Source organism: Nocardia suismassiliense (genome assembly GCF_900269665.1).
Lineage (GTDB): Bacteria > Actinomycetota > Actinomycetes > Mycobacteriales > Mycobacteriaceae > Nocardia > Nocardia suismassiliense.
Genome location: NZ_LT985361.1, coordinates 6,841,669 through 6,862,775, shown reverse-complemented (window position 1 = coordinate 6,862,775; position 21,107 = coordinate 6,841,669). Strand labels below are relative to the sequence as shown.

Genomic DNA, 21,107 nt, shown 5'->3' with positions numbered 1-21,107 from the left:
GAAGCTCCCAGCGGTGGAACGCCTGCTGTCCGGTGCCTGCACCGACCTACCCGCGATCGCCGGATTTACACGGGCCGCACCAATCCGTGGCGGACCAGTCCGGCCACCACGGACAACGCATCGGCCGCGAACTCCGTGGTCACTTCGGCAGATCCGTGGGCAACCGCCAGCAGTTCGATCAGTTCGTACAACGGCAGGCCATCCGCGCGCATTCCCGCAAGCAGCGAGATGGTTGTCTCGTCCACCTCGTGCTGCCAGCGCGGTCCGTCGCCGCGGTGCACCCGCGCGACCTGCTCGGTCCAGCCGTCGGGGCCGGGCAGCGCGACGCGTTCCAGGGCGGTCGCCGGATCCACCACGAAACGTGAAGTCCGGGCCAGTTTTTCGTCGTTGGCGACGGCGCGCAGCCAGGCCGAACGCTCGAAGTAGCGGGTCGCCTCGTCGCCGAGCGGGTCGTCGAAGCCGTGCGTGAGGTCCTCGGCGAGCAGTTCGGTCGGGGCGTCGATGGCACGCAAGTAGACGAAGCCGAAGCCGATGCCTTCGACGTCGGCCGCGGTGAAGGCGTCGAGCCACTGCTCGGCGCGGGCCTGCGCAGCCGGGTCGCGTGGGTCGAGGCCCGCGTCCCGCAGCCAGGTGCCGACATACAGGGCGGGGTCGGCGACGTCGCGCTGTACCACCCAGGCGTCGACGCCGTGCGCGGGCAGCCACGACGACACCCGGTGCCGCCAGTCCTCACCGTCCACATGGATCCAGGCGGCCAGCATCGCGGCGGTGCCGCCGGGGGCGAGCAGGTCTGCGGCCTGTGCGATCACCAATTCGCTGGCGCCGTCGAGGGCGAGCCCGGAGTCACGGTAGGTGTGCTCGATCCTGGCGGGGCCGACGACGAACGGCGGGTTCGCGACCACCTGGTCGAAGCGGCGTCCTGCGACCGGTTCGAACCAGGAGCCTTCGAGCAGTTCGATATCGAGTCCGTTGAGTGCGGCGGTGGCTTCGGCGAGCCACAGCGCGCGGGTGTTCACGTCGGTGGCGGTCACCTGGTTCGCGTAGGAGGCGGCGTGCACGGCCTGCACGCCGCAGCCGGTGCCTAGGTCGAGCACCGAGCCGACCTTGCGGGTCGGGGTGGCGCGCAACAGCGAAAGAGAGGCGTGGCCGACGCCGAGGACGTGGTCTTCGGTGAGGGTGCGCCGGCGCATCGAATCGTCGAGATCGGACAGGATCCAGCGGGTGCCCGCTCCGGCATCCAATGGGCGCAGGTCGAGCGCGGCGCGGACGGTGTCGCCGGCACGATCGAGCAGGCCCGCCGCCACCGCGCGGTCGATATCTACCGGTAGCAGCGCGGCCGCGACATCGCGTTCGGGCAGTGTGTCGCCGAGTAGCAGCAAGCGGATGAGCGTGCCCAGTTCTCCGGCGTCGCGCGCGGCACGGCGCACGGGGACCGGTTCCGAGCGACCCAGTGCCGCGTGCACATCTTCGCCCAGTACCTCGAGCAGAGTGTCGGCGTCGTAGCCGACCCTGGTCAGCGCCGTCCGGAGCTCCGGGCACAGCGCGGTGAGCAGGGATCCGGTGGTCGTCGATCGGTTCGTAGGCACATCGGTACTCTGCCACCGCCTGATCAGCGGACTCGGCAGGTGGTGCGCGCAAGATCGAACAGAGTCGAATGGTCGTGCCGGCAGACGCGCAGAGTCATATGGTTGCTGGCCAGGATCTTCTCGCGACCATATGACTCTGCTGGATGGGTCAGACGCCTCTCGGGTCGCGGGCCGTGACGCAGTAGGTGGCGCCCGCGGGGTCGTTCATGACGATCCAGTGTTCGTAGCGTTCCATGATGGTGGCGCCGAGGGTTTCGTGCCACCGGGCGGTCGCGTCGATGTCCGACGAGGACAGGTCGATGTGGGCGCTGGTGGGGCGGTCTTCGTCGAGGCGCTGAAGGAGCAGCTGGATGGGGAGGGATTCCTCGGCACGGAGCCGGGCGAACTCCGGCAGCCTGCCTTGCTGGAAGTTCCAGCCGGTCAACGACTTCCAGAACTCCGTTTCGGCGGTGTGGTCGGCGGGGCCGATGTCCAGGCACACCTGGTCGAGGCGGCTGAGGGTGCCGTCGGGCGCCTTCGTGGCGGGGGCGGGGGTGCCTCGGCCGCGACCGCTCGGGGTGAGGCAGAAGGTCTGGCCGCCGGGGGAGCGCAGGACGGCGTAGTCCGGATGATTCGCGACCAGTTCGGCGCCGAGATCGAGTGCGGTGCGCACGGCGGTCGGGATGTGGTCGACGTCGAGGTCGAGATGGACGCCGCCGAGACCGGTCACCGCCTGCATCTTCACGCCCGCCGCCGCGAACAGCGCGGGATCGGGGAGCAGCGTGAGGAATTCGTCGTGCTCGCCGCGGCGAGCGGACAGTTCGGTACCGGTGACCGTGGACCAGAACTTCGCGCAGTCGTCGAATCGTTGTGCGGGGCGGTCCAGGAAAGCCCAGATCCACCGAATCATGTTCACTCCTGTCTTGTACCCGCAGACACCATAGGGAAAGCGACGCGCGGTGTCGAGCAGATTGGCGTGTCGCCGGTCCTGGCACGATCTTGGTGTTTTGTGGCCTTCCGGCCGCTCGTTGCGCGGCCGAATTTCCGGCACGCTCAGCGGGTGACCGAGCTGCAGACACCACCGCCAGTACCGTTGCACGACACCGTTGCCCGGCGCGGTCCGCATCCGGCGTGGATCGTCGTGGGGGTCGGCTTCGTCGCGCTGCTCGGTGCGGCCGCGTTCCGCTCGGTGCCCAGTGTGCTGATGGATCCGCTGCACGCGGAGTTCGGCTGGTCGCACGGCACGATCGGTGCGGCGGTCTCGCTGAATCTGCTGTTGTACGGGTTGATTTCGCCGTTCGCGGCGGCGCTGATGGACCGGTTCGGCATTCGCAAGGTGGTGTCGGGGGCGCTGGTGCTCGTCGCGGCAGGCGCCGGGCTCACCGTGTTCATGACCCAGCCGTGGCATCTGATGCTGACCTGGGGTCTGCTGGTGGGTGTCGGCGTCGGGTCGATGTCGATGCCGTTCGTGGCGACCATCACCGGGCGTTGGTTCGTGCGCCAGCGCGGACTGGTCACCGGGGTGCTCACGGCGGCGGGCGCGACCGGTCAGCTGGTGTTCCTGCCGTTGGTGTCGATGCTGGCGCACGAGCACGGCTGGCGGTTGCCGTCGCTGATCGTCGCCGGGACGGCGCTGGCCGTCGTGCCGCTGGTGTTGCTGTTCATCAGGGATTACCCGAGTGATGTCGGGGTCACCGCGTACGGGGCGGAGCCGGGCAGCGTGGTCGGCGTCCGCACACCGGCAGCGGTTGGCGCGTCCCGCGCGCTCACGGTGCTGGCCAAGATCGCGCGCACGCCCGGATTCTGGCTGCTGGCAGGTGGTTTCGCGGTCTGCGGAGCATCGACCAACGGTCTCGTCGGCACCCATTTCGTCAGCGCCGCGCACGACCACGGCATGCCGCCGACCGCCGCCGCCAGCCTGCTCGCCGTGGTCGGCATCTTCGACGTGGCAGGCACCATCGCCTCCGGCTGGCTGACCGACCGCATCGACCCGCGCTACCTACTGGTCGGCTACTACGTACTGCGCGGCCTGTCCCTGCTCATCCTGCCGTCGCTGCTGGGCCCCCACACCCAACCCAGCCTCTGGGTCTTCATCATCTTCTACGGCCTCGACTGGGTAGCCACCGTCCCACCCACCGTCATGCTCTGCCGCGAACTCTTCGGCAACGACGGCCCCGTAGCCTTCGGCTGGGTCTTCGCCTCCCACCAAATCGGCTCCGCCATCGCCGCCACCGGCGCAGGTGTCATCCGCGACGTCCAAGGCACCTACGACCTCGCCTGGTACTTGGCTGGCGGGTTATGCGCCACCGCCGCAGTAATGTCCGCCTTCATCCGCCGCAAGGCCTGATGCCCGCCCCATGTCCCCTCCAGCGTTGCTGCTGCGGGCGAACGGGACATGACGGCGGCGTCGCCCGGCGGATGCCGCCCTGGTGTCCCGCTGGGCGCGGATGGCGTTTGCGGCGGGACGTTGTGGCGGCCTCGGTGAGTGTCGCCCTGGTGTCCCGTTGGGCGCCGGAGGCATTCACGGTTGGGACGTGGTGGCGGTTCCACTCGGTGGATGACGCCGTGATGTCCCGTTGGGCGTAGTCGGCATCCGCGGATGGGACGTGGTGGCGGCTGCACTCGGTGGTTGCCGCCGTGTTGTCCGCCTTAAGGCTTGACCCTCGCCGCCATGTCCCTTCCAACTTCGATGCTGTGCGCGAACGGAACATGACGGCGGGCCTACTCGATGAATGCCGCTGTGGTGTCCCTTTGGGCGCGGATGGCGTTTGTGGGTGGGACGTGGTGGCGGTTCCACTCGGTGGGTGTCGTCGTGATGTCCGCATTCATCCGCGAAGTCCTGACGTCGAGGTCACTTCTCGTGATCTCGACGAGTGGTCTGGTGCTGTGTGAAGTCGATCTTGTGCAGTGGTTGTGGTGGGGGATGCGGCTGCTTGTCGGCGACACACCTCAGGTGCCCGGACCGGGGTGGTGACGTGTGGCACAGTGTCTGCGCTGAGGGTGGGTCGGTGGCCCGATGAGCGCGGATCGGCCGCATGGCCGGTTCGGTGGTGTGGACCGGATCGCAGCAAAGGAGCTGGGTCGTGCGTGAAAACACCGTTGGTCGGCGTGATCTGTTGCGTTACACCGCTGCCGGTGCTGCCGGGTTGGTGTTGGGGGCGGCGGGTGGGGCGGGCGCTTCCGGCCATTTCGCCGGGCGCGAGGCGTCGCGGCCCGCGGCCGGGAGTGCCGATATTTCACCGTCTCGGCGGGATCGGGCTCGGCTGGTCGCCCGGGACATCGTGGGTGTGGACGAGTCCGGGCGTGATGTACGGGCACTGCATCGAGAGTTGCTTGCCGGTGCGGGGCCGAAGCGCACGGACAATCCGCAGGATGTCGCCGTGGTGGGTGCCGGTGCCGCCGGGTTGGCCGCGGCGTGGATCCTGGCGCAGGCGGGGCATCGGGTGCGGGTGTTCGAGGGGTCGGATCGGGTGGGCGGCCGGATTCGGACGTTGCGGGAACCGTTCGCGGCCACCGGCGGTCACGGCGAGGCGGGTGCGATGCGCATTCCCACCACGCACACTGTCACCACCGGCGTGCTGGCCCGGTTAGGTGTGCCGACCCGCCCGTTTCACATGACCCACCCGCATCGACTGGTCAGCGCCGGCGGCGTATCGATGACCCGGGCCGAATACACCACAGATCCGGCACCGATCGCGGGGGTGTTCGGCGCCGCGGCGGTGCACGGTCGGGCGCTGCTGGATCGGGTGTTGTCGAGCACCGGCGTGCACCGGGACAGCGATGTCGAGGCGTGGACCGACTTCCTGGCCCGCTACGACGAGATGTCGCTGCGGGATTGGCTACTGGCCCAAGGGCTTTCGGAATCGAGCATCGACCATCTCGGCTCCATCGAGGGCATCACCGCCCGCATGGGTTTGAGCTTGACTCATAACCTCATGACCGCCACGAACCTCGCTCCCGGCACCGAGCTGGTCGAAATCGTCGGTGGCACCGACCGATTGATCGTCGAGTTGGCCGGTGCTGCGAAAGGCGCTGGGGCAGAGATCATTACGAACTCCGTGGTCACCGGGATCGACGGACGGCAACCGCGGCTGCGACTGAGGTACGGCGCAGGCGACGACACCGTCGAGGTCGATCGCATCGTGGTCGCGGCACCCTATTCGCTGCTGCGCTACCTCGGCTTCCAACCGGCCCTGTCCTACGGCAAGCAACGCGCCATCGCGGAACTGCACCACGACGCCGCCACCAAAACCTTCCTCGAGTTCTCCACCCGCTGGTGGACCGGGCACGGCGGCATCGACGTCACCGACGCCCCACCACGACTCACGGTGTACCCCTCCCATCCCACCGGCGACGGCGGCGTCGTCATCGCCTCCTACACCTGGGCCGACGACGCGCACGCCTGGGACGGCCTGCTCCCGGCCGAACGCGCGGCCGAATGCCTCGATCACCTCGCCGACGTGCACGGCCCCGCCGTCCGCGCCGCATGGACCGGCGGCTACGCCTCGCACTCCTGGGCCACCGACCGCTGGGCCAACGGCGAAGCCGCGATCTACCTGCCCGGGCAATCGGTCGAAATCGGCCCGGACACCCGCACCCCCGAAATGGACGGTCGGGTCGCCTTCGCCGGCGACGCCACCTCCACCCGAGGCCGAGCCTGGATCGAAGGCGCACTCGAAAGCGGCGCCCGCGCCTGCACCGACCTCGGCATCACCACCTGACGGGCTAGCTGATGGCCGGGGCTCCACCAGCTAGCCCCGATGTCGAAGCCCCAACCAGCCCGTATGCCGCCGCTATGTCCCGTTAGGCACGGACGGCATTCGAGATCGGGACATGGTGGCGGCCCTACTCGGGGGATGCCGCCGTGGTGTCCCGTTGGGTACGGCTGACATTCGCGAGCGGGACGTGATGGCGGGTCTACTCGGTGGATGCCGCCGTGGTGTCCCGCTGGCCGCCGACGGCGTTCGCCGGTGGGACATGGTGGCGGGTGTACTCGGTGGCCGGCGCAGTGGTGTCCCGTTGGGCATGGATGGCATTTGCGAGCGGGACATTGCGGCGGGCCTACGCGGGGATGCCGCCGTGTTGTCCCATTGGCCACTGATGGCATTCGTGAGTGAGACATGGTGGCGGCTAGTCGCTCGAACCCGACGCCATGTCCCGGTGGCGTGGATGGCGTTTGCGGTCGGGACATGGAGCGGTCGACCTTGATGGGGGTGCCGCCGCGATGTCCGCCTTCATTCGGCGCAAGGCCTGACGCCGCGCCGCCATGTCCCGCCGTCACCGATGCTGCGCCTGAATTGGGACGTGGTGGAGGCTTCACTCGGAGGATCGCGTCGTGGTGTCCCGCTGGCCGCGGACGGCGTTCGCCGGTGGGACATGGTGGTGGGTCTACTCGGTGGCCGGCGCTGTGGTGTCCCGTTGGGCATGGATGGCATTCGCGAACGGGACTTGGTGGCGGCCCTACTCGATGGATGGCGCTGTGGTGTCCCGTTGGGCGTGGGGTGTTCGCGGGTGGGACGTGGTGGCGCGTGTACCCGATGGTTGCTGCCATGGTGTCCCGTTGGGTACGGCCGACTCCGCGAGCGGGACATGGCGGCGGGTCTACTCGGTGGATGCCGCCGTGGTGTCCCTTTGGCCCCTGATGCCATTCGTGAGTGGGACATGGTGGCGGCCTATTCGCTCGAACCCGACGCCATGTCCCGCCGTCACCGATGCTGCGCCTGAATTGGGACGTGGTGGAGGCTTCACTCGGTGGATGGCGCCGTGGTGTCCCGCTGGCCGCGGATGGCGTTCGCCGGTGGGACGTGGTGGCGGGTCTACTCGGTGGATGCCGCGCCTGTGCCTAGTTAGGGCCTGGAGCGCATCCGCAAGCGGGACTTGTTGGCGGGGCTACTCTCGCGATCCCGCCGCCGTGTCCGGAGGCCCAGCCGACCCTCAGCTGTCGATGGCGTTGTGCGGCCGAGCTTCCAGCGCGGTACGGCGTTCGTCCCAGCGGCTGGGTTCGTCTTTGCGACGCGGGGGGCGGTCGTTGGCGATGAGGACGGCGATCCAGGGGAGCGGGATGGAGACGGCGATGATGAGGATCGACAGGAGGGCGCTGCTGAAGGTGCTGTAGGCGATGGCGGCCAGCACGAGGCAGGGGATGCGGAACGCCATGATGATGGTGTAGCGGCGTACGCGGGAGCGGTGCTGGTCTTCCAGCGAGGGCTGCGCCTCGGTGATCAGGACCGGGTGCTTGTCGTCGGTGCCGGGGAAGTAGCCGGAGGATTTCGGCGGCATCGTCATGTCCGGACGCTCACCACGGCCGATGTCGCCGGCGTCGGGGGAGTCGCCGTGCTGCTGCATGTCTTCGAGTCTTCCACTGTCGGAGCCCCAGTGCACACAGTGTGGTCAGCCGGACACTGGACCGTGATCGGTCACCGTTTGCGCGAATGCGGCATCATGGAATCCGTGAGCACCGACACCATGGTTCGCCCCGATTCGACCACCGACGAGTCGACGAGCGACGACACCCCGAAGTTCTTCCACTACGTCAAGAAGGACCGGATCGCGGAGAGCGCCGTCATGGGCACCCATGTCGTCGCCCTGTGCGGTGAGGTTTTTCCGGTGACGCGGTCGCCCAAGCCCGGTTCGCCGGTCTGCCCGGACTGCAAGAAGGTCTACGACGGGCTGAAAAAGGGCGAGTGAGGTTGTGGGGGCGGCGTCTGCGCGGACGCCGCGCCCGGTTGCTCGGGTGTGTCGACAGGTGACGGCGGAGGCTTCTCCGCCGTCTCGGTGGTTTCTGTCTTCGGATCGTCCGCGTCGGACGAATCCCCGGTCAGCTGATTGGTGATCCACTCCCGCACCTGCTCCATCCGGGTCGTGCGCGCGGGCCAGAACTCCTGCACGGCGGCGTTGAACTCCGCGCCGAGGATGATGGCGAACCCGAGGAAGTACGTGAAGAGCAGAAACGCGATCGGCGTCGCCAGTGCGCCGTAACTCACACCCGTCTCGGTCACCCAGGACAGATACCGGCGCAGCACCTCACTGGCCGCGATGAAGAACACGGCCGCGACCAGCGCCCCGGCGAACATGCGGTGCCAGGGCAGCGAGGTGTGCAGCGCCAGCTTGTACAGCGTGGTGAGCACGATGATCAGCAGTAACCCGACACCGGGGTAGTAGAAGAAGTCCAGCAGTTGCAGCCCGGTCACCCGCCACGGCTCCGGCAGCACCCGGCCGATGATCGTGGGCCCGAGCGCCACCAGCGGCAGGATGAACACCGAGGCCACCAGGAACGCCACATACAGCAGCAGCGCGAAGATGCGCTGCCACACCGGATGTCGCAGGTCCTGCTGCCCGTGCGCCTCGACGATCGCGTCCACGAACGTCGCCATCGCCGACGACCCGGCCCACAGCGACAGCACGAAACCCACCGAGACGACCGCGCCACGCCCCTTGCCGAGCACGTCCTTGACGGTCGGCTCGATCAGATCCGACACCACGCTGGAGCTGAACAGGTCCCGGCTGAACGCGATGATCTTCGATTCCACGATCTGCACGGTGTCCGGCCCGAACCAGGTGCCGACGTACCCGAGGCTGCCGAGCACCCCGAGCAGCAGCGGCGCCAGCGACAACGTCTGCCAGAACGCGGCGGCCGCGGACTTGGCGAAGATCGAGTCGTCCCAGGCCTTCACCGCTACCCGCACCGCCAGCCTGCCGGTCTTTCTGCGGGCGCGGCGCAGCCGGATGGTCACCCGTTGCGCCGAGGTCAGCTTGCGCGCGGCCAGGCCACCGCTGAGCGACGGTATGTCGGTCCGCAGTGGTTGGTCCGGCAGGGCGTTTTCCTCGGGCATCGTCCCTCAAGCATCGCGCACGAGTGGTGTGCGCATCGGATTCCGGGGGCGACGTGTCGTCGGGCAATGGGTGAATTCCGGCGTGTCGGTAGTTGAACATGTGATGCCCATCGCCCATGCCGCGTCGGTTTGGCAACACGCCGGGCCGGGCCAGTAGGGTCGACTGCGTGACTGGGTCGGGTGGCGCCGCTGTGGCGGGAAGAGCGGAGACACCGGGCGATTCGGTTAGACCCGAGGCCTCGGGGACGCCGAACAGCTCCGGTACATCGGGCGGCGGATCGCTGCGTGCCTGGCAGCGCCGGGCCTTGACCAAGTACCTGTCGTCCAAACCACGCGACTTCCTCGCGGTGGCCACGCCGGGCGCCGGTAAGACCACCTTCGCGCTGCGCGTCGCCGCCGAACTGCTGGCTGATCGCACGGTCGACCAGATCACCGTCGTCGCCCCGACCGAACACCTCAAGCACCAGTGGGCGCAGTCCGCGGCGCGCGCGGGAATCCAGCTGGATTCGCGGTTCTCCAACGCGACGGGTGGCACGTCCGGCGATTATCACGGTGTCGTCGTCACCTATGCCCAGGTCGCCTCGCACCCGTCCCGGCATCGGGTGCGCACCGAAAACCGCAGGACGCTGGTCATTCTCGACGAGATCCACCACGCGGGCGACGCGAAGAGCTGGGGTGACGCGACGGCCGAGGCATTCGGCGACGCGACCCGGCGGCTCGCGCTCACCGGAACCCCGTTCCGCAGCGACGACAGCCAGATCCCGTTCATCACCTACGAACCCGACGAGTCCGGTTTCCCGCGTTCGCGCGCCGACCACGCATACGGGTACTCCGAGGCGCTCGCCGACGGCGTGGTCCGGCCGGTGGTGTTCCTCGCCTACTCCGGCGAGGCGCACTGGCGCGACAGCGCGGGCGAGGAGTACACCGCCCGCCTCGGCGAGCCGCTGAACGCCGAACAGACCGCCCGCGCCTGGCGCACCGCGCTCGACCCGGCGGGTGACTGGATTTCTGCTGTGTTGCGCGCCGCCGACATGCGGTTGCGTCAGCTGCGCAGCACCGGCATGCCCGATGCGGGCGGCCTGGTGATCGCCACCGACCAGGACCGCGCCCGCGACTACGCCGAACTGCTGGAACACATTTCGGGCACGAAACCCGCGCTGGTGCTGTCGGACGAGCCGACCTCCTCGGACCGGATCGCCTCGTTCGGCGCGAGCAGCGAGCCGTGGATGGTCGCGGTGCGCATGGTGTCCGAGGGCGTCGACGTGCCGCGCCTGGCCGTCGGCGTGTACGCGACCAGCGCCTCGACGCCGCTGTACTTCGCCCAGGCCATCGGGCGGTTCGTGCGTGCCCGCAGGCCGGGCGAGACCGCGAGCGTATTCCTGCCGTCGGTGCCGGTGCTGCTCGATCTGGCCGCGCAGCTGGAGTTGCAGCGCGACCACGTGATCGGCAAGCCGCACCGGGAGAAGGACGGCCTCGACGACGAGCTGCTGATCGATGCGAACAAGCAGCAGGACGAGCCGGGCGAGGAGGAGAAGTCCTTCGTCGCGCTCGCCGCAGACGCCGAACTCGATCAGGTGATCTACGACGGATCCTCCTTCGGCACCGCCACTTTCGCGGGCAGCGACGAGGAGGCCGACTACCTCGGCATCCCCGGCCTGCTCGACGCCGACCAGATGCGCGCGTTGCTGCGCGAACGCCAGTCCCGGCAGATCGCCGACCGCGGTGAGTCGTCGTCGGCGCCGGATCCCGGCCCCCAGGTCGCGAGCGCGGCCGAACGCGTCGCGACGGCGGACCGGTTGGGTGAACTGCGGCGCGAACTCAACAGCTTGGTCGCCATGCACCACCACCGCACCAACAAACCGCACGGCGTGATCCACGGCGAGCTACGCCGCGAATGTGGTGGGCCGCCAACGGCATTGGCGTCGGCCGATCAGTTGGTGGAGCGGATCGCGGCGTTGCGCCGGATGTAGAGTTCGACCGCACCCTCGCCTGTTTACCGGGACGGGAGTCGCGGGTGGTGGTTAGTCGGCCGCTGCCTGGCCTTATTGGTGCGCAACGACATTGCGCTGCCAGCTGGCCGCAGAGCTGCTGGATGTCTGCCATGCGCAGATCAGGTAGCTGTGGCACCCGCCGGCCAGGCCGCCATCGCGACATCGATCGATTGCGTGAGCTCTTCGAGCGAGGCCCCATCGCGGGCTTGAATCGACAGTCCGTAGAGGACCGTGGCGTAGAAATGGGCCAGTGCGGAAGTGTTGGTGTCGGCGGGCAGATCGCCTTCCGCGACACCGCGATCCATTCGCCGCCGGATCTCTTCGGTTGTCTCCCTGCGCTTTTCGATCAGGAAGTCGCGGACGCTCTCGCTGCGCGTGGTGTAGGTGGAGCCCGCGAGCACGACCATGCAGCCGTGCGGTTTGTCCTCCACGGTGTAGGCGATCGCGTTGTCCCGCAACATCGCATCGATGGCGGCGCGCGCCGTCGGCTCTTCCCGTAGCGCCCGGTCGGTGTATCCACCGTCGGTCTGCCCGTACAGGCTGACGGCCTCCCGGAACAGCGCCTCCTTGCCGCCGAACGCGGCGTACAGGCTGGGCGAGTTGATGCCCATCGCCGAGGTGAGGTCGCTCATCGACGAGCCCTCGTAGCCGTGTTCCCAGAACACCTCCATGGCGCGGCGCAGCACCTCGGTGCGGTCGAAGGCACGTGGTCGTCCTCGGTCGGCCATGGTCGTCCTTTCTGTGTCGATCGTTAAATATACCCCTTGACGCGGCGGTGGTCGCTGCGCTTAGCTATTTATGTACTGATCGACACAGAATTTGGTGGAGGAACGATGACTGATCTCGCGGGCAAGGTGGCACTGGTGACCGGCGGTAGCCGAGGTATCGGCGCGGCGATCGCACGGAAGCTGGCCGCCGACGGCGCCGATGTGGCGTTCACCTATCAGAACGCCGAGGTACCGGCGAAATCCGTAGCCGCGGATATCGAATCGCTCGGTCGCCGCGCGCTGGCGATCCGCGCCGACAGCGCCGACGCCGGCGCCGTGGTGAGCGCGGTCGAGCGGACCGCTGCCGAGCTGGGCAGGCTGGACATTCTGGTGAACAACGCCGGCATCTTCCCGGCCAAGCCGTTCGAGGAGTTCACCGTCGAGGAGATCGACCGTGCGCTGAACATCCATGCGCGGGCCGCGTTCGTCGGCGCGCAGGCGGCCGTGGCGCACATGACCGGTGGCGGCCGGATCATCAGCGTCGGCACCAACCTGTCCGAGCACGCCCCCTTCGCCGGCCTCTCGCTCTACAACCTGAGCAAGTCGGCGCTGAACGGATTCACCAAGGCGCTCGCGCGGGAACTGGGACCCCGCGACATCACGGTGAACCTGCTCCAGCCGGGATCGACGGTGACAGACATGAATCCGGTCGATGGCGACCACTACGGCACCCAGCTCGAGCTGTCGTCACTCGGCCGCTTCGCGCAGCCGGAGGACATGGCGGCAATGGTCGCGTTCCTCGCGGGCGAGACGGGACGCAGCATCACGGGCGCGATCTTCACGGTCGACAGCGGAACGAACGCTTAACGCCTGCTATCCGGCGAAGTACTTGCCTGGCGATACGCCCACCGCCCGGCGGAACGCGGCGACGTAGGCGCTGGGGGTGGCGTAGCCGACGCGGCCTGCGATGCGGGCGATGGGGAGGTTGGCGGCCAGCAGGGGGAGGGAAGCGGTGAGGCGGATCTGGGTTCGCCACTGACCGAAGCTGATTCCGGTTTCGGTGACGAACAGGCGGGCCAGGGTGCGCGGGCTGGTGGCGACGGCGGCGGCGAACTCGGCGAGGGTGCGGTTGTCGGTGGGGTCGGCGGTCAAGGCGTCGGCCACCTGTTTCGCGCGAGGGTCGGTGGGGGAGTGGGCGCCGATCGGGATTACGTCGACCGGCTCGACGGGATCGAAAACCACGGCCTCCGCGCGTCCGCGGCGCGCGGCGTCGGTGCCCGGAGCGCCGAGATGGTCGAACAACTCGTGCAGCAGTCGGCTGACCCGCATCATCGTCGGCGCGGTGAAGGTGACCGGGCAGCGTTCGGGTTCGATGTAGATGCCCCGCATCTCGGCCCCGTCGGCGCTGCCCGTCCGATGCCGGACGCCGCCGGGAATCCACAGTGCCCGGGTCGGCGGCAGCACCCAGCGGCTGTCGCCGACCTCGATCGCGATGACTCCTCGTGCGGCCCAGGCGATCTGGTGCTGCGGGTGCTCGTGGGTGCCGAACCAATATCCGGCGGGCAGCACCCCGGCGCCGAGGACCATCGCCGTCGCACCCGGTGGAACGCGGTGGATCGAGGAATGGCCGTTTCGCGACACAATATGTCACCGTAGCTTGTCGCGGTCACGCCCGTCCGCTCCTAGCGTCATGCGCATGGCGATGAACATCTTCCACCGACTCTGCTGCCGCTCGTCGTGGTGGGAACGGACCAGCGCGACGCGGATCGTGCCGTGGGCGCTGGACGGTCTCGACCTCGGCGGTTCCGCCCTGGAGATCGGGCCCGGCTACGGCGCGAACGTGCGCCCGCTGCTCGACCGCGCTGGGTCGCTCACCGGTGTCGAGATCGACCCCGACCTGGCCACCCGGTTGCGGGGCCGGCATGGGTCGGTGATGACGGTGGTGGACGGCGACGGCACCGACATGCCTTTCCCGTCGGCGCAATTCGACTCGGTGGTGTGCTTCACCATGCTGCACCACGTGCCGACCCCCGCCCAGCAGGATGCCCTGTTCGCCGACGCACTGCGCGTGCTGCGCCCCGGCGGCGTGTTCGCGGGCAGCGACGGCCTCGACAGCCGCCTCTTCCGGTTGATGCACGTGGGCGACACGTGCGTCCCCGTCCCGCCGGAACACGCCGCCGACCGCTTGACGCGGATCGGCTTCACCGACGTCGACATCGAAACCGGCACAACGAGTTTCCGGTTCCGCGCCCGCCGCCCGGCCTGAACCGGGACGCACACCCGCAGCGCGTCTGTACGTCCCACAAAGCGGATTTGGTACGTGACCTCTGAAACGCGGCGTGGCGATAGCTGGATACGGTGGCGAAGGCCGTTCGGCACCACCATGATCCGCGCGGCAGCCGACAAGGTGCAGGACTATAGGTTCGAGTCCTTCACCAGCTGCAGGCCACCGTCGGGTTGGGCGATCAGGTCGACCTGGCTGATACCAGGGGTGGCGGGCTCAGGTGGGGGCAAGTTCACCGAAGTAGTTCGCGGGATCGAACGTATTGATCGGCACCCACCGCGGCACTTCCACTACGACGGGCGAATCATCCTGTGCCGCTTGGAAGTACCCCTGGATCTCGAGCGCGAGAAGCGGGTTCTCGTCCACCCGGCGCGCCATGTCGTAGAACGCGGCCAGCACATGCAGACAACGCGCCGACCTCGCCTTACACGAACAGTCGGTTCCCGCCAGCACCGGAGCCACGGTGCACCCCGCATCGACCAATGCACGATGCATCTCGTCGGTCAGCACGGTGGTGTCCGGCACGACCTCCCCGATCGCGGTGATCGCCGCGCGGGTCAACGGCGCCACCTCCAGGTGGATCACCGACGCCTCGCCGCCACGGTGAATGGTGGCGCGCACCACCCGCCCCTCGATCGTGGCCTGCACGCCGTGGTTGCGGGCGATACTACGGGCCCGGGGCAGCAGCGGCTCGGGCCGGGTCTGCCGGATCGGCTCGGCGAGCCGCACCCAGTCCATTCCCCACTTGGTATACCCGAATTCGTTGTCCGGCATCAGTTCTCCCTCTTACGGCGCAAAACCTCGACCAGTTGATCGTCGTCGAGGCGGGCCAGTGCGGCGATGCCCGCCGAATCGAGGTCCGACAGCGCGGACTTGCGATCGTGCATGCGGGCGATGTGCTCTTCGACCGAGGTGGTCGAGGTGAGCGTGGTGACGGTGACCGTGCGGGTCTGACCGATGCGGTGCGCGCGGTCCGACGCCTGCGCCTCGACCGCCGGGTTCCACCAGCGGTCGAAGTGGATGACGTCGGCGGCGCGGGTCAGCGTGAGACCGGTGCCTGCCGCGCGCAGGCTGAGCACGAGCACCGGCGGTCCGTCCTCGGCTTGGAAACCGGTCACGATGGCGGCGCGCTCGGCCTGGTTCAGGCCGCCGTGGAAGAACGGCGCCTCGACCCCGAACTGTTCGGCGAGATGCCGGACCAGCAATTCACCGGTCTGCCGGTACTGGGTGAAAATCAGGGTCGGCGCGTCCATTTCGAGGTTGTTGGCCAGGATGTCAGTGCACAGATCCAGCTTTCCGGAGCGGCCCGCCAGCTCGGTGAGCTCACCTGTGACCAGCCCGGGATGGTTGCAGACTTGTTTGAGCGCGGTGAGCGCCGCGAGCACCCGGCTCTGTCGTTCGACGCCTGCGCCGAAACCGTCATCGATGGCTCGGTCGAGCAGCTTGTCGTAGAGGTCTTCCTGCTCGGTGGTGAGGTCGCACAGCAGATCGGTGTGGATCTTGGCCGGCAGCGACGCGGCCACCTGCGCCTTCTTACGAGCGAGGACAACGGGTTCGATGGCGTCCTGCAACCGCGCCGCCGCGGCCGTGGACCCCTCCTGGATCGGCCGGACGAAGCGCCGCCGGAACTGCGTCTTGTGCCCGAACAGCCGGGGCGTCACCAGGTTCAGCAGCGCCCACAGCTCCTCGAGATGGTTCTCCACCGGCGTGCCGGTCAACGCGACGCGCACCTCGGCGTCCAGCGCCCGTGCGGCCTTGGCCAGCTGGGTGCTCGGATTCTTCAACGCCTGCGCTTCGTCGAAAACCGCGGTCGCCCAGCGGTGCTCGCCGAGCCACTGGCCGTGCAGCCGCACCGTGGGATATCCGGCGACGACGACAGTCCCAGCGGGAGGGTCGATTTCACCGCCGCGCCACACCAGCACGCGCAGCCCTGGCGCGAACCGATCGATCTCGTGCGCCCAGTTGCCCACCAGCGAGGTGGGGCACACGACGAGCTGCGGCCCACCGTCTGCCCGCCCGAGCAGAAAGCCGATGGTCTGCACCGTCTTTCCGAGCCCCATCTCGTCGGCCAGCACGGCTCCTCCGTGCGCCGCAGTCGTTTCCCGCAGCCAACTGACCCCACGTACCTGATAGGGCCGCAGATCGGCCTTCAGCGCCGAACGCAGTTCCGTTGCCGCGGCCTGCGTCTCACGCACTACGCGCACCGCGCGCTCGGCGGACACGATCGAGGTGCCTGCCGCATTGGGCACCGCGTGGGCCGCTATGGGTAATTCGACCTCCGCAGCCTCGGCATGCAGCGTCGTACGCCAAATGTCCACGGACGCCCCCGCTTCCGTGAGGTCCAATGTCGCGAAGGTCGCGGGATCGACCAGCGCGCAGTCGACTTCGGCGACCTCGATCGCCCCGTCGTAACCGGTCGGCACGGCGAGCGCGAGGGTCTCCCGATCGCCGAGTGCGGCGGGCGCGGGCCCGGTGTGCTGCCCGGTCCATGTCCACAGCGCGAACATGTGCCGGTCGGGCAGATAAGTGGCTTGTGTGCTGGGCAGAACGAACCCCTTTATCGGCGTATGGTGTACGAAGTATCTGAACAACGTACAGAGTACCGAGTTTGTTCCGAGGAGTCCCGTGGCCGACGAATCCGCCGTCGAACAGGCAAAACAACTGGTGAGTCTGCTGTGGCGGCACGAGCTCCCGCCGCGCCCGGGTGCGCGCGGCCCGAAGCCTGCGGTCAGCGTGGACGCGGTGGTCGAGGTCGCGGTGGCCCTCGCCGACCGGGACGGGTACCCGAAGCTGTCCATTCGGGCCGTCGCGGCGGAGCTGGGCCTGCGGCCGATGAGCCTGTACACGTACGTCCCCAGCAAGGACGCGCTGACCGTGCTGATGGTCGACGCCGTCGCCGACGAGGACGCGCCGATCCCGGCGGACCTACCGGTGCGCGCGCGGCTGGCCGCCATTGCCCGCCAGGTGCGCGCTGAGCTGATCGCGCACCCGTGGCTGCTGGAAGTATCGCCGTGGCGTCAGGTGATCGGCCCCGGCCGCATGCGCCGCTACGAGCGCCAGCTGGCCGCTATCGAGGCCATCGGTCTGTCGGATGTCGAGATGGATCGCGTGATCGCCGTTTTGTCCGAATTCGCCACCGGCAACGGGCGTGTCGCGGTGGCCGCGCAGCGCGACACGCAGGTGATGACCGACGTCCAGTGGTGGGACGTGCACGGCCCCTTGCTCACTGAGGCCATGCCGTCCAGTTCGTTTCCGCTGTCGGCCCGGGTGGGTGCGGCGGTCGGCGAGCTCTATCAAGCCCCTGCGGACCCGGACGGTGCCTTCGACTTCGGCCTGGACCGCCTGCTGGACGGGATCCTCGGGGACCTCGAGACCCCTGTACACACCAACAGCGGGCGATCCGTGGATCGCCCGCTGCGGTAAACGGTTTTCTGTTGTCGGATGTTGTTGTCTCAGGACGCGAGGAGTTGATCAGAGGGCGGGAGCGGACTCCGTGTCGATCACGGCTTCCAACTCACGCAGTCGATCCATGTGTTCGTTCGCGTGGTGCTGGCAGAAGAGCAACTCGCCACCTGCGGGCAGAACGGCGCGCACTCGTGCTGCCGCCCCGCAGCGGTCGCAACGATCGACCGCGGTCAGTGGGGTGCTAGTCAGGGTTCCTGGCATGACTCCTCCGTCCTGGCTCCCGGTTCACAGACCGTTTGCCTGGTGTGGGGCCCGTGGTCACTCCGCGGGCTCGCTACCGCTACTTCCCAGCAGTGGTATGACTACTCTGTCAGACGTTCGGGACGGGGGCTTTGTTCCCGTGAGTGATTCTGTGTGTTTTCTATAACACGACCTGGGATTTCGCTACAGGCGAACATTCCAGGTCACGTTACGAACTCAGTGTGGTCACCACCTCGAACAGGCCGATCCAGTTGTCTACCGGGAGATTACCCGTGACCCACGACACTCACACGCTTGTTCACATATGCACTTTGGGCGAGTGGCTTTCCGCTCGGCAAACGGGTGAGTACCGCGCGCCCTCGCTCGACGAGGTGGGCTTCATCCACCTGTCCGCGCCGCAGCAGGCCCACCTGCCGGCCAATCGGCTCTTCGCCGGGCGGCGCGACCTGGTGCTGCTGCGCCTGGATCCGGCCCGCCTCGGCGCGCCGGTCAAGTGGGAGCCGGGCGTGCCGACCGATCCGGAGTCGATGCTCTTCCCACACCTGTACGGGCCGCTGCCGACGGGCGCGGTGATCGCGGTCGAGGAGTTCCAGCCTGGTCAGGACGGCGTGTTCGCGCCACTCGCCAAGTAGGCCCCGCCGAAGTCCGGGGCCTAACTGCCGCGAATCTCCCGCGCCAGGATCGCCGCCTGAACCCGCGACCGCACACCGAGTTTCGTCAGCACCCGGGACACGTGCGTCTTCACCGTCGTCTCGCCGATGAACAGCCGACCGGCGATCTGCGCGTTGGACAGCCCGTCACCGAGGCAGTCGAGCACCTCGCGTTCGCGTTCGGTGAGGTCGGCGAGCCCGTTCGGTTCCGGTTCGGCCGCATCGGTATTCGTCTTGGCGAAGGCGGTGATCACGGCGCGCGTCACCTCCGGGGCGAGCACGCCGTCCCCGGCCGCCACGGTGCGGACCGCGTCGATCAGCGACTGCCCTGACGCCGATTTCAGCACGAAACCCGAGGCCCCGGCCCGCAAGGTGCGGAAGACGTACTCGTCCAGATCGAACGTGGTCAGGATCAGCACCTTGGCCAGCCCGTCGGCGGTGACCCGTTCGGTCGCGGTGATCCCGTCCACGCCCGGCATGCGCACATCCATCAGCACTACGTGCGGGCGCAGCGCTTTGGCCTGCGCGACCGCGACATCGCCGTCGGCGGCCTCACCGACCACCTCGATGTCGTGCTCGGCGTCCAGGATCATCCGCAGGCCCGCGCGGATCGCGGCGTGGTCGTCGGCGATCACCACCCGGATGGTCATACGGCGGCCACCGTGGTCAGCGGCAGCTGAGCCAGCACCAGCCACCCGCCGGAATCCGGTCCGGCCGTGAAGTTTCCGCCGAGCGCGGCGGCCCGCTCGCGCATGTTGATCAGGCCGCGGTGCGGTTCATCGTTGTCGGTGTGTCGTAAGGGGACCAGCGTCAGCGGATTGCGCACCGCCACTCGAAGCATCCCGTCCTGCGCGCCCACTTCGATGTCGACCTCTTGTCCCGGTGCGTGTTTCATGGCGTTGGTCAGAGCCTCCTGAACGATGCGGTACGCGGCCTGGTCGACCGCGCTCGGCAGGTCGGTGTCGTCGAGCGTGTCGCGCACCCGCACCACGATGCCCGCGGCCCGGGCGGCCTCGACCAGGTTGGGTAGTTGCGCGAGCCGGCGCGGCGCCGCCACCTCGTCCACGGCGTCGTTGCGCAGCAGGCCGATCATGGTGCGCATCTCCTGCAAAGCACTGACACTGTTGGTCCGGATCGACCCGAGGATCCCGGTGACCGGGGAGTCCGCTTCGCTCCGGGCCAGCACCCCCAGCGCCGCTTCGGACTGGATGGCGATGGCGGACAGATGCCCGGCGATCACGTCGTGCAGGTCGCGGGCCATGGTGGTGCGCTCGTCGGCGATGGCGGCGCGCCGGTCGAGCTCGGCGACCAGGGTCAGCGCTTGGGCGCGGGCGCGTTCGGCATCGGCCATCTCTTTGTGCGTGCGCACCGAGTTCGCCCACCACAGCGGCGTGGCGATGAAGGCGAACACGACGACGAGGGCGATCGACACCGCACGCAGGTCGCCGGTGCGGACCAGCGTCAGGATCACCACGATCAGTGAGAACGTGGACCAACCCACCATCGTGATGCGCGCGGGCCGTCGCGCCGAATACAGCACGGCCGCATAGATCAGGTCGCCGTAGAGCAGCCACACCGGCACGGTAGGGCCCAGGTACATGTCGATCGCCAGCGGTACCAGCCCGACGAACATCGCGGTCACCGGCAGGCGGCGTCGGCACAACGTCAACAGGCACAGCGGGGCGAGAACCGCGAGCCGGGTCGGCAGCGGCACATCGAGCCCGTGCTCGGTCAGGGCATACAGACTCGCGACGTAGAGCACGGCGCCACCGGCGAACGCGAGCAGCGCGCCGAGCGCATCGCGCGCCGTTCCGGGAATCCGCCACCACCACTGCACGCTTCCATCTCAGCACAGCCCTGACCAGGCGCCATCCGCCGAAGTGATGACCGCACCGCCCAGCAAATCGGACACCGGTCTAATCTGTACCCGTGAATGTCGACGTGACCGCCCTACCCGGGATAGGAGTCCGCAAAGACTTCGAGGTGCGCTCCGGCCGCCGGATCGGCGTGGTCGCGCATCGCGACGGCGACATCGACCTCATCGTTTCCAAGCTGGAAGACCCCGACGCCTGTGCCGCGCAGATCCCGCTGAGCACCGACGAAGCGGCGGTGCTGGCCAACCTGCTCGGCGCGCCGCAACTGGTCTCGAAGCTCAACGACGAACACAGCGACCTGCCCGGCATCACCACCCGGCAGCTGCCGATCGGCGACGAATCACCGTATTCGGGCCGCACTCTCGGCGAGACCGCGATGCGCACCCGCACCAAGGTGTCGATCGTCGCGGCCATGCGCGCCGGGCAGCTGCACCCCTCGCCGGGCCCCGATTTCACCTTCACCTCAGGCGATGTGCTCGTCGTCGTCGGTACCCCGGACGGCTTGGATGCCGCCGCGAAGATTCTCACCCACGGCTGA

Annotated in this window: 20 protein-coding genes; 9 read left to right on the top strand and 11 right to left on the bottom strand. The window is 68.4% G+C overall.

Features of this window, described 5'->3' with window-relative positions:
• Positions 1–65: 65 nt before the first annotated feature.
• Positions 66–1,586 (bottom strand): DUF7782 domain-containing protein, encoded by a 1,521-nt coding sequence (locus DBO33_RS30505; protein WP_107658139.1) that lies wholly within the window; start codon positions 1,584–1,586, stop codon positions 66–68.
• Positions 1,587–1,734: 148 nt separating this feature from the next.
• Positions 1,735–2,475: a VOC family protein gene (locus tag DBO33_RS30500; RefSeq protein ID WP_107660719.1), complete on the bottom strand. Its 741-nt coding sequence runs from the start codon at positions 2,473–2,475 to the stop codon at positions 1,735–1,737.
• A 159-nt stretch (positions 2,476–2,634) separates the two neighbouring features.
• Between DBO33_RS30500 and DBO33_RS30495 the strand changes: the two genes are divergently transcribed.
• Both DBO33_RS30495 and DBO33_RS30485 read left to right on the top strand, forming a co-directional pair.
• Positions 2,635–3,912 (top strand): MFS transporter, encoded by a 1,278-nt coding sequence (locus DBO33_RS30495; protein WP_234391422.1) that lies wholly within the window; start codon positions 2,635–2,637, stop codon positions 3,910–3,912.
• 736 nt (positions 3,913–4,648) lie between these two features.
• Positions 4,649–6,286 (top strand): flavin monoamine oxidase family protein, encoded by a 1,638-nt coding sequence (locus DBO33_RS30485; protein ID WP_159080605.1) that lies wholly within the window; start codon positions 4,649–4,651, stop codon positions 6,284–6,286.
• Positions 6,287–7,499: 1,213 nt separating this feature from the next.
• On the opposite strand, the gene DBO33_RS30480 is transcribed toward DBO33_RS30485, so the two are convergent.
• Positions 7,500–7,850, bottom strand: a complete 351-nt coding sequence (locus DBO33_RS30480; RefSeq protein ID WP_107660718.1) for a DUF3099 domain-containing protein — start codon at positions 7,848–7,850, stop codon at positions 7,500–7,502.
• A 156-nt stretch (positions 7,851–8,006) separates the two neighbouring features.
• Between DBO33_RS30480 and DBO33_RS30475 the strand changes: the two genes are divergently transcribed.
• Positions 8,007–8,252, top strand: a complete 246-nt coding sequence (locus DBO33_RS30475; protein WP_107660717.1) for a DUF3039 domain-containing protein — start codon at positions 8,007–8,009, stop codon at positions 8,250–8,252.
• On the opposite strand, the gene DBO33_RS30470 is transcribed toward DBO33_RS30475, so the two are convergent.
• A complete protein-coding gene (locus DBO33_RS30470; RefSeq protein WP_107658135.1) occupies positions 8,225–9,397 on the bottom strand; it encodes a YihY/virulence factor BrkB family protein in 1,173 nt (390 codons plus the stop codon). The two genes, DBO33_RS30475 and DBO33_RS30470, sit on opposite strands and share 28 nt — an antisense overlap.
• A 116-nt stretch (positions 9,398–9,513) precedes the next feature.
• Here DBO33_RS30470 and DBO33_RS30465 point away from each other — a divergent pair, with 116 nt between their 5' ends.
• A complete protein-coding gene (locus tag DBO33_RS30465; RefSeq protein ID WP_407670551.1) occupies positions 9,514–11,367 on the top strand; it encodes a DEAD/DEAH box helicase in 1,854 nt (617 codons plus the stop codon).
• A 140-nt stretch (positions 11,368–11,507) separates the two neighbouring features.
• On the opposite strand, the gene DBO33_RS30460 is transcribed toward DBO33_RS30465, so the two are convergent.
• Entirely contained in the window at positions 11,508–12,116 is a 609-nt protein-coding gene (locus DBO33_RS30460) for a TetR/AcrR family transcriptional regulator (protein ID WP_107658134.1), read from the bottom strand.
• 105 nt (positions 12,117–12,221) lie between these two features.
• Between DBO33_RS30460 and DBO33_RS30455 the strand changes: the two genes are divergently transcribed.
• The gene (locus tag DBO33_RS30455) at positions 12,222–12,962 is read left to right on the top strand and encodes an SDR family NAD(P)-dependent oxidoreductase (protein WP_107658133.1); all 741 of its coding nucleotides are present in this window, start codon (positions 12,222–12,224) and stop codon (positions 12,960–12,962) included.
• Between the two features lie 6 nt (positions 12,963–12,968).
• On the opposite strand, the gene DBO33_RS30450 is transcribed toward DBO33_RS30455, so the two are convergent.
• Positions 12,969–13,736 carry an AraC family transcriptional regulator gene (locus tag DBO33_RS30450; protein WP_234391129.1) on the bottom strand — a complete coding sequence of 256 codons (768 nt, stop codon included), beginning with the start codon at positions 13,734–13,736 and terminating at the stop codon, positions 12,969–12,971.
• 55 nt (positions 13,737–13,791) lie between these two features.
• Between DBO33_RS30450 and DBO33_RS30445 the strand changes: the two genes are divergently transcribed.
• Positions 13,792–14,361, top strand: a complete 570-nt coding sequence (locus tag DBO33_RS30445; protein ID WP_107660715.1) for a class I SAM-dependent methyltransferase — start codon at positions 13,792–13,794, stop codon at positions 14,359–14,361.
• A 234-nt stretch (positions 14,362–14,595) separates the two neighbouring features.
• Here DBO33_RS30445 and DBO33_RS30440 read toward each other — a convergent pair whose 3' ends face one another.
• Both DBO33_RS30440 and DBO33_RS30435 read right to left on the bottom strand, forming a co-directional pair.
• On the bottom strand, positions 14,596–15,153 hold the full coding sequence (locus DBO33_RS30440) for an SWIM zinc finger family protein (RefSeq protein ID WP_107658131.1): 558 nt from the start codon (positions 15,151–15,153) through the stop codon (positions 14,596–14,598).
• Positions 15,153–16,886, bottom strand: coding sequence for a DEAD/DEAH box helicase (locus DBO33_RS30435; RefSeq protein ID WP_107658130.1), 1,734 nt, complete (start codon positions 16,884–16,886; stop codon positions 15,153–15,155). Before DBO33_RS30435 ends, DBO33_RS30440 begins: the two co-directional genes overlap by 1 nt.
• A 118-nt stretch (positions 16,887–17,004) precedes the next feature.
• Here DBO33_RS30435 and DBO33_RS30430 point away from each other — a divergent pair, with 118 nt between their 5' ends.
• Complete coding sequence (locus DBO33_RS30430; protein WP_107658129.1) at positions 17,005–17,802, top strand: TetR/AcrR family transcriptional regulator C-terminal domain-containing protein; 798 nt, start codon at positions 17,005–17,007, stop codon at positions 17,800–17,802.
• Positions 17,803–17,850: 48 nt separating this feature from the next.
• Here the strand turns inward: DBO33_RS30430 and DBO33_RS30425 are convergent, their stop codons facing one another.
• A complete protein-coding gene (locus DBO33_RS30425; protein ID WP_029903635.1) occupies positions 17,851–18,045 on the bottom strand; it encodes a DUF7455 domain-containing protein in 195 nt (64 codons plus the stop codon).
• 311 nt (positions 18,046–18,356) lie between these two features.
• On the opposite strand from DBO33_RS30425, the gene DBO33_RS30420 reads away from it, so the two are divergent.
• Entirely contained in the window at positions 18,357–18,677 is a 321-nt protein-coding gene (locus DBO33_RS30420) for a DUF952 domain-containing protein (RefSeq protein ID WP_107658128.1), read from the top strand.
• 20 nt (positions 18,678–18,697) lie between these two features.
• On the opposite strand, the gene DBO33_RS30415 is transcribed toward DBO33_RS30420, so the two are convergent.
• Positions 18,698–19,345, bottom strand: a complete 648-nt coding sequence (locus tag DBO33_RS30415; RefSeq protein WP_107658127.1) for a response regulator — start codon at positions 19,343–19,345, stop codon at positions 18,698–18,700.
• Positions 19,342–20,532, bottom strand: coding sequence for a sensor histidine kinase (locus tag DBO33_RS30410; protein WP_107658126.1), 1,191 nt, complete (start codon positions 20,530–20,532; stop codon positions 19,342–19,344). The genes DBO33_RS30415 and DBO33_RS30410 overlap by 4 nt, the downstream gene beginning before the upstream one ends.
• Positions 20,533–20,624: 92 nt before the next feature.
• Here DBO33_RS30410 and DBO33_RS30405 point away from each other — a divergent pair, with 92 nt between their 5' ends.
• Positions 20,625–21,107: a cation:proton antiporter regulatory subunit gene (locus DBO33_RS30405; protein ID WP_107658125.1), complete on the top strand. Its 483-nt coding sequence runs from the start codon at positions 20,625–20,627 to the stop codon at positions 21,105–21,107.

Excerpts from the sequence above, each read along its gene's own strand:
- DBO33_RS30440 (WP_107658131.1), bottom strand. The coding sequence starts at position 15,153 with ATGCCGGACAACGAATTCGGGTATACCAAGTGGGGAATGGACTGGGTG.
- DBO33_RS30475 (WP_107660717.1), top strand. The coding sequence starts at position 8,007 with ATGGAATCCGTGAGCACCGACACCATGGTTCGCCCCGATTCGACCACC.
- DBO33_RS30500 (WP_107660719.1), bottom strand. The coding sequence starts at position 2,475 with ATGATTCGGTGGATCTGGGCTTTCCTGGACCGCCCCGCACAACGATTC.
- DBO33_RS30455 (WP_107658133.1), top strand. The coding sequence starts at position 12,222 with ATGACTGATCTCGCGGGCAAGGTGGCACTGGTGACCGGCGGTAGCCGA.
- DBO33_RS30425 (WP_029903635.1), bottom strand. The coding sequence starts at position 18,045 with ATGCCAGGAACCCTGACTAGCACCCCACTGACCGCGGTCGATCGTTGC.
- DBO33_RS30435 (WP_107658130.1), bottom strand. The coding sequence starts at position 16,886 with ATGTTCGCGCTGTGGACATGGACCGGGCAGCACACCGGGCCCGCGCCC.
- DBO33_RS30480 (WP_107660718.1), bottom strand. The coding sequence starts at position 7,850 with ATGACGATGCCGCCGAAATCCTCCGGCTACTTCCCCGGCACCGACGAC.
- DBO33_RS30445 (WP_107660715.1), top strand. The coding sequence starts at position 13,792 with ATGGCGATGAACATCTTCCACCGACTCTGCTGCCGCTCGTCGTGGTGG.
- DBO33_RS30415 (WP_107658127.1), bottom strand. The coding sequence starts at position 19,345 with ATGACCATCCGGGTGGTGATCGCCGACGACCACGCCGCGATCCGCGCG.
- DBO33_RS30465 (WP_407670551.1), top strand. The coding sequence starts at position 9,514 with ATGCCGCGTCGGTTTGGCAACACGCCGGGCCGGGCCAGTAGGGTCGAC.
- DBO33_RS30460 (WP_107658134.1), bottom strand. The coding sequence starts at position 12,116 with ATGGCCGACCGAGGACGACCACGTGCCTTCGACCGCACCGAGGTGCTG.
- DBO33_RS30470 (WP_107658135.1), bottom strand. The coding sequence starts at position 9,397 with ATGCCCGAGGAAAACGCCCTGCCGGACCAACCACTGCGGACCGACATA.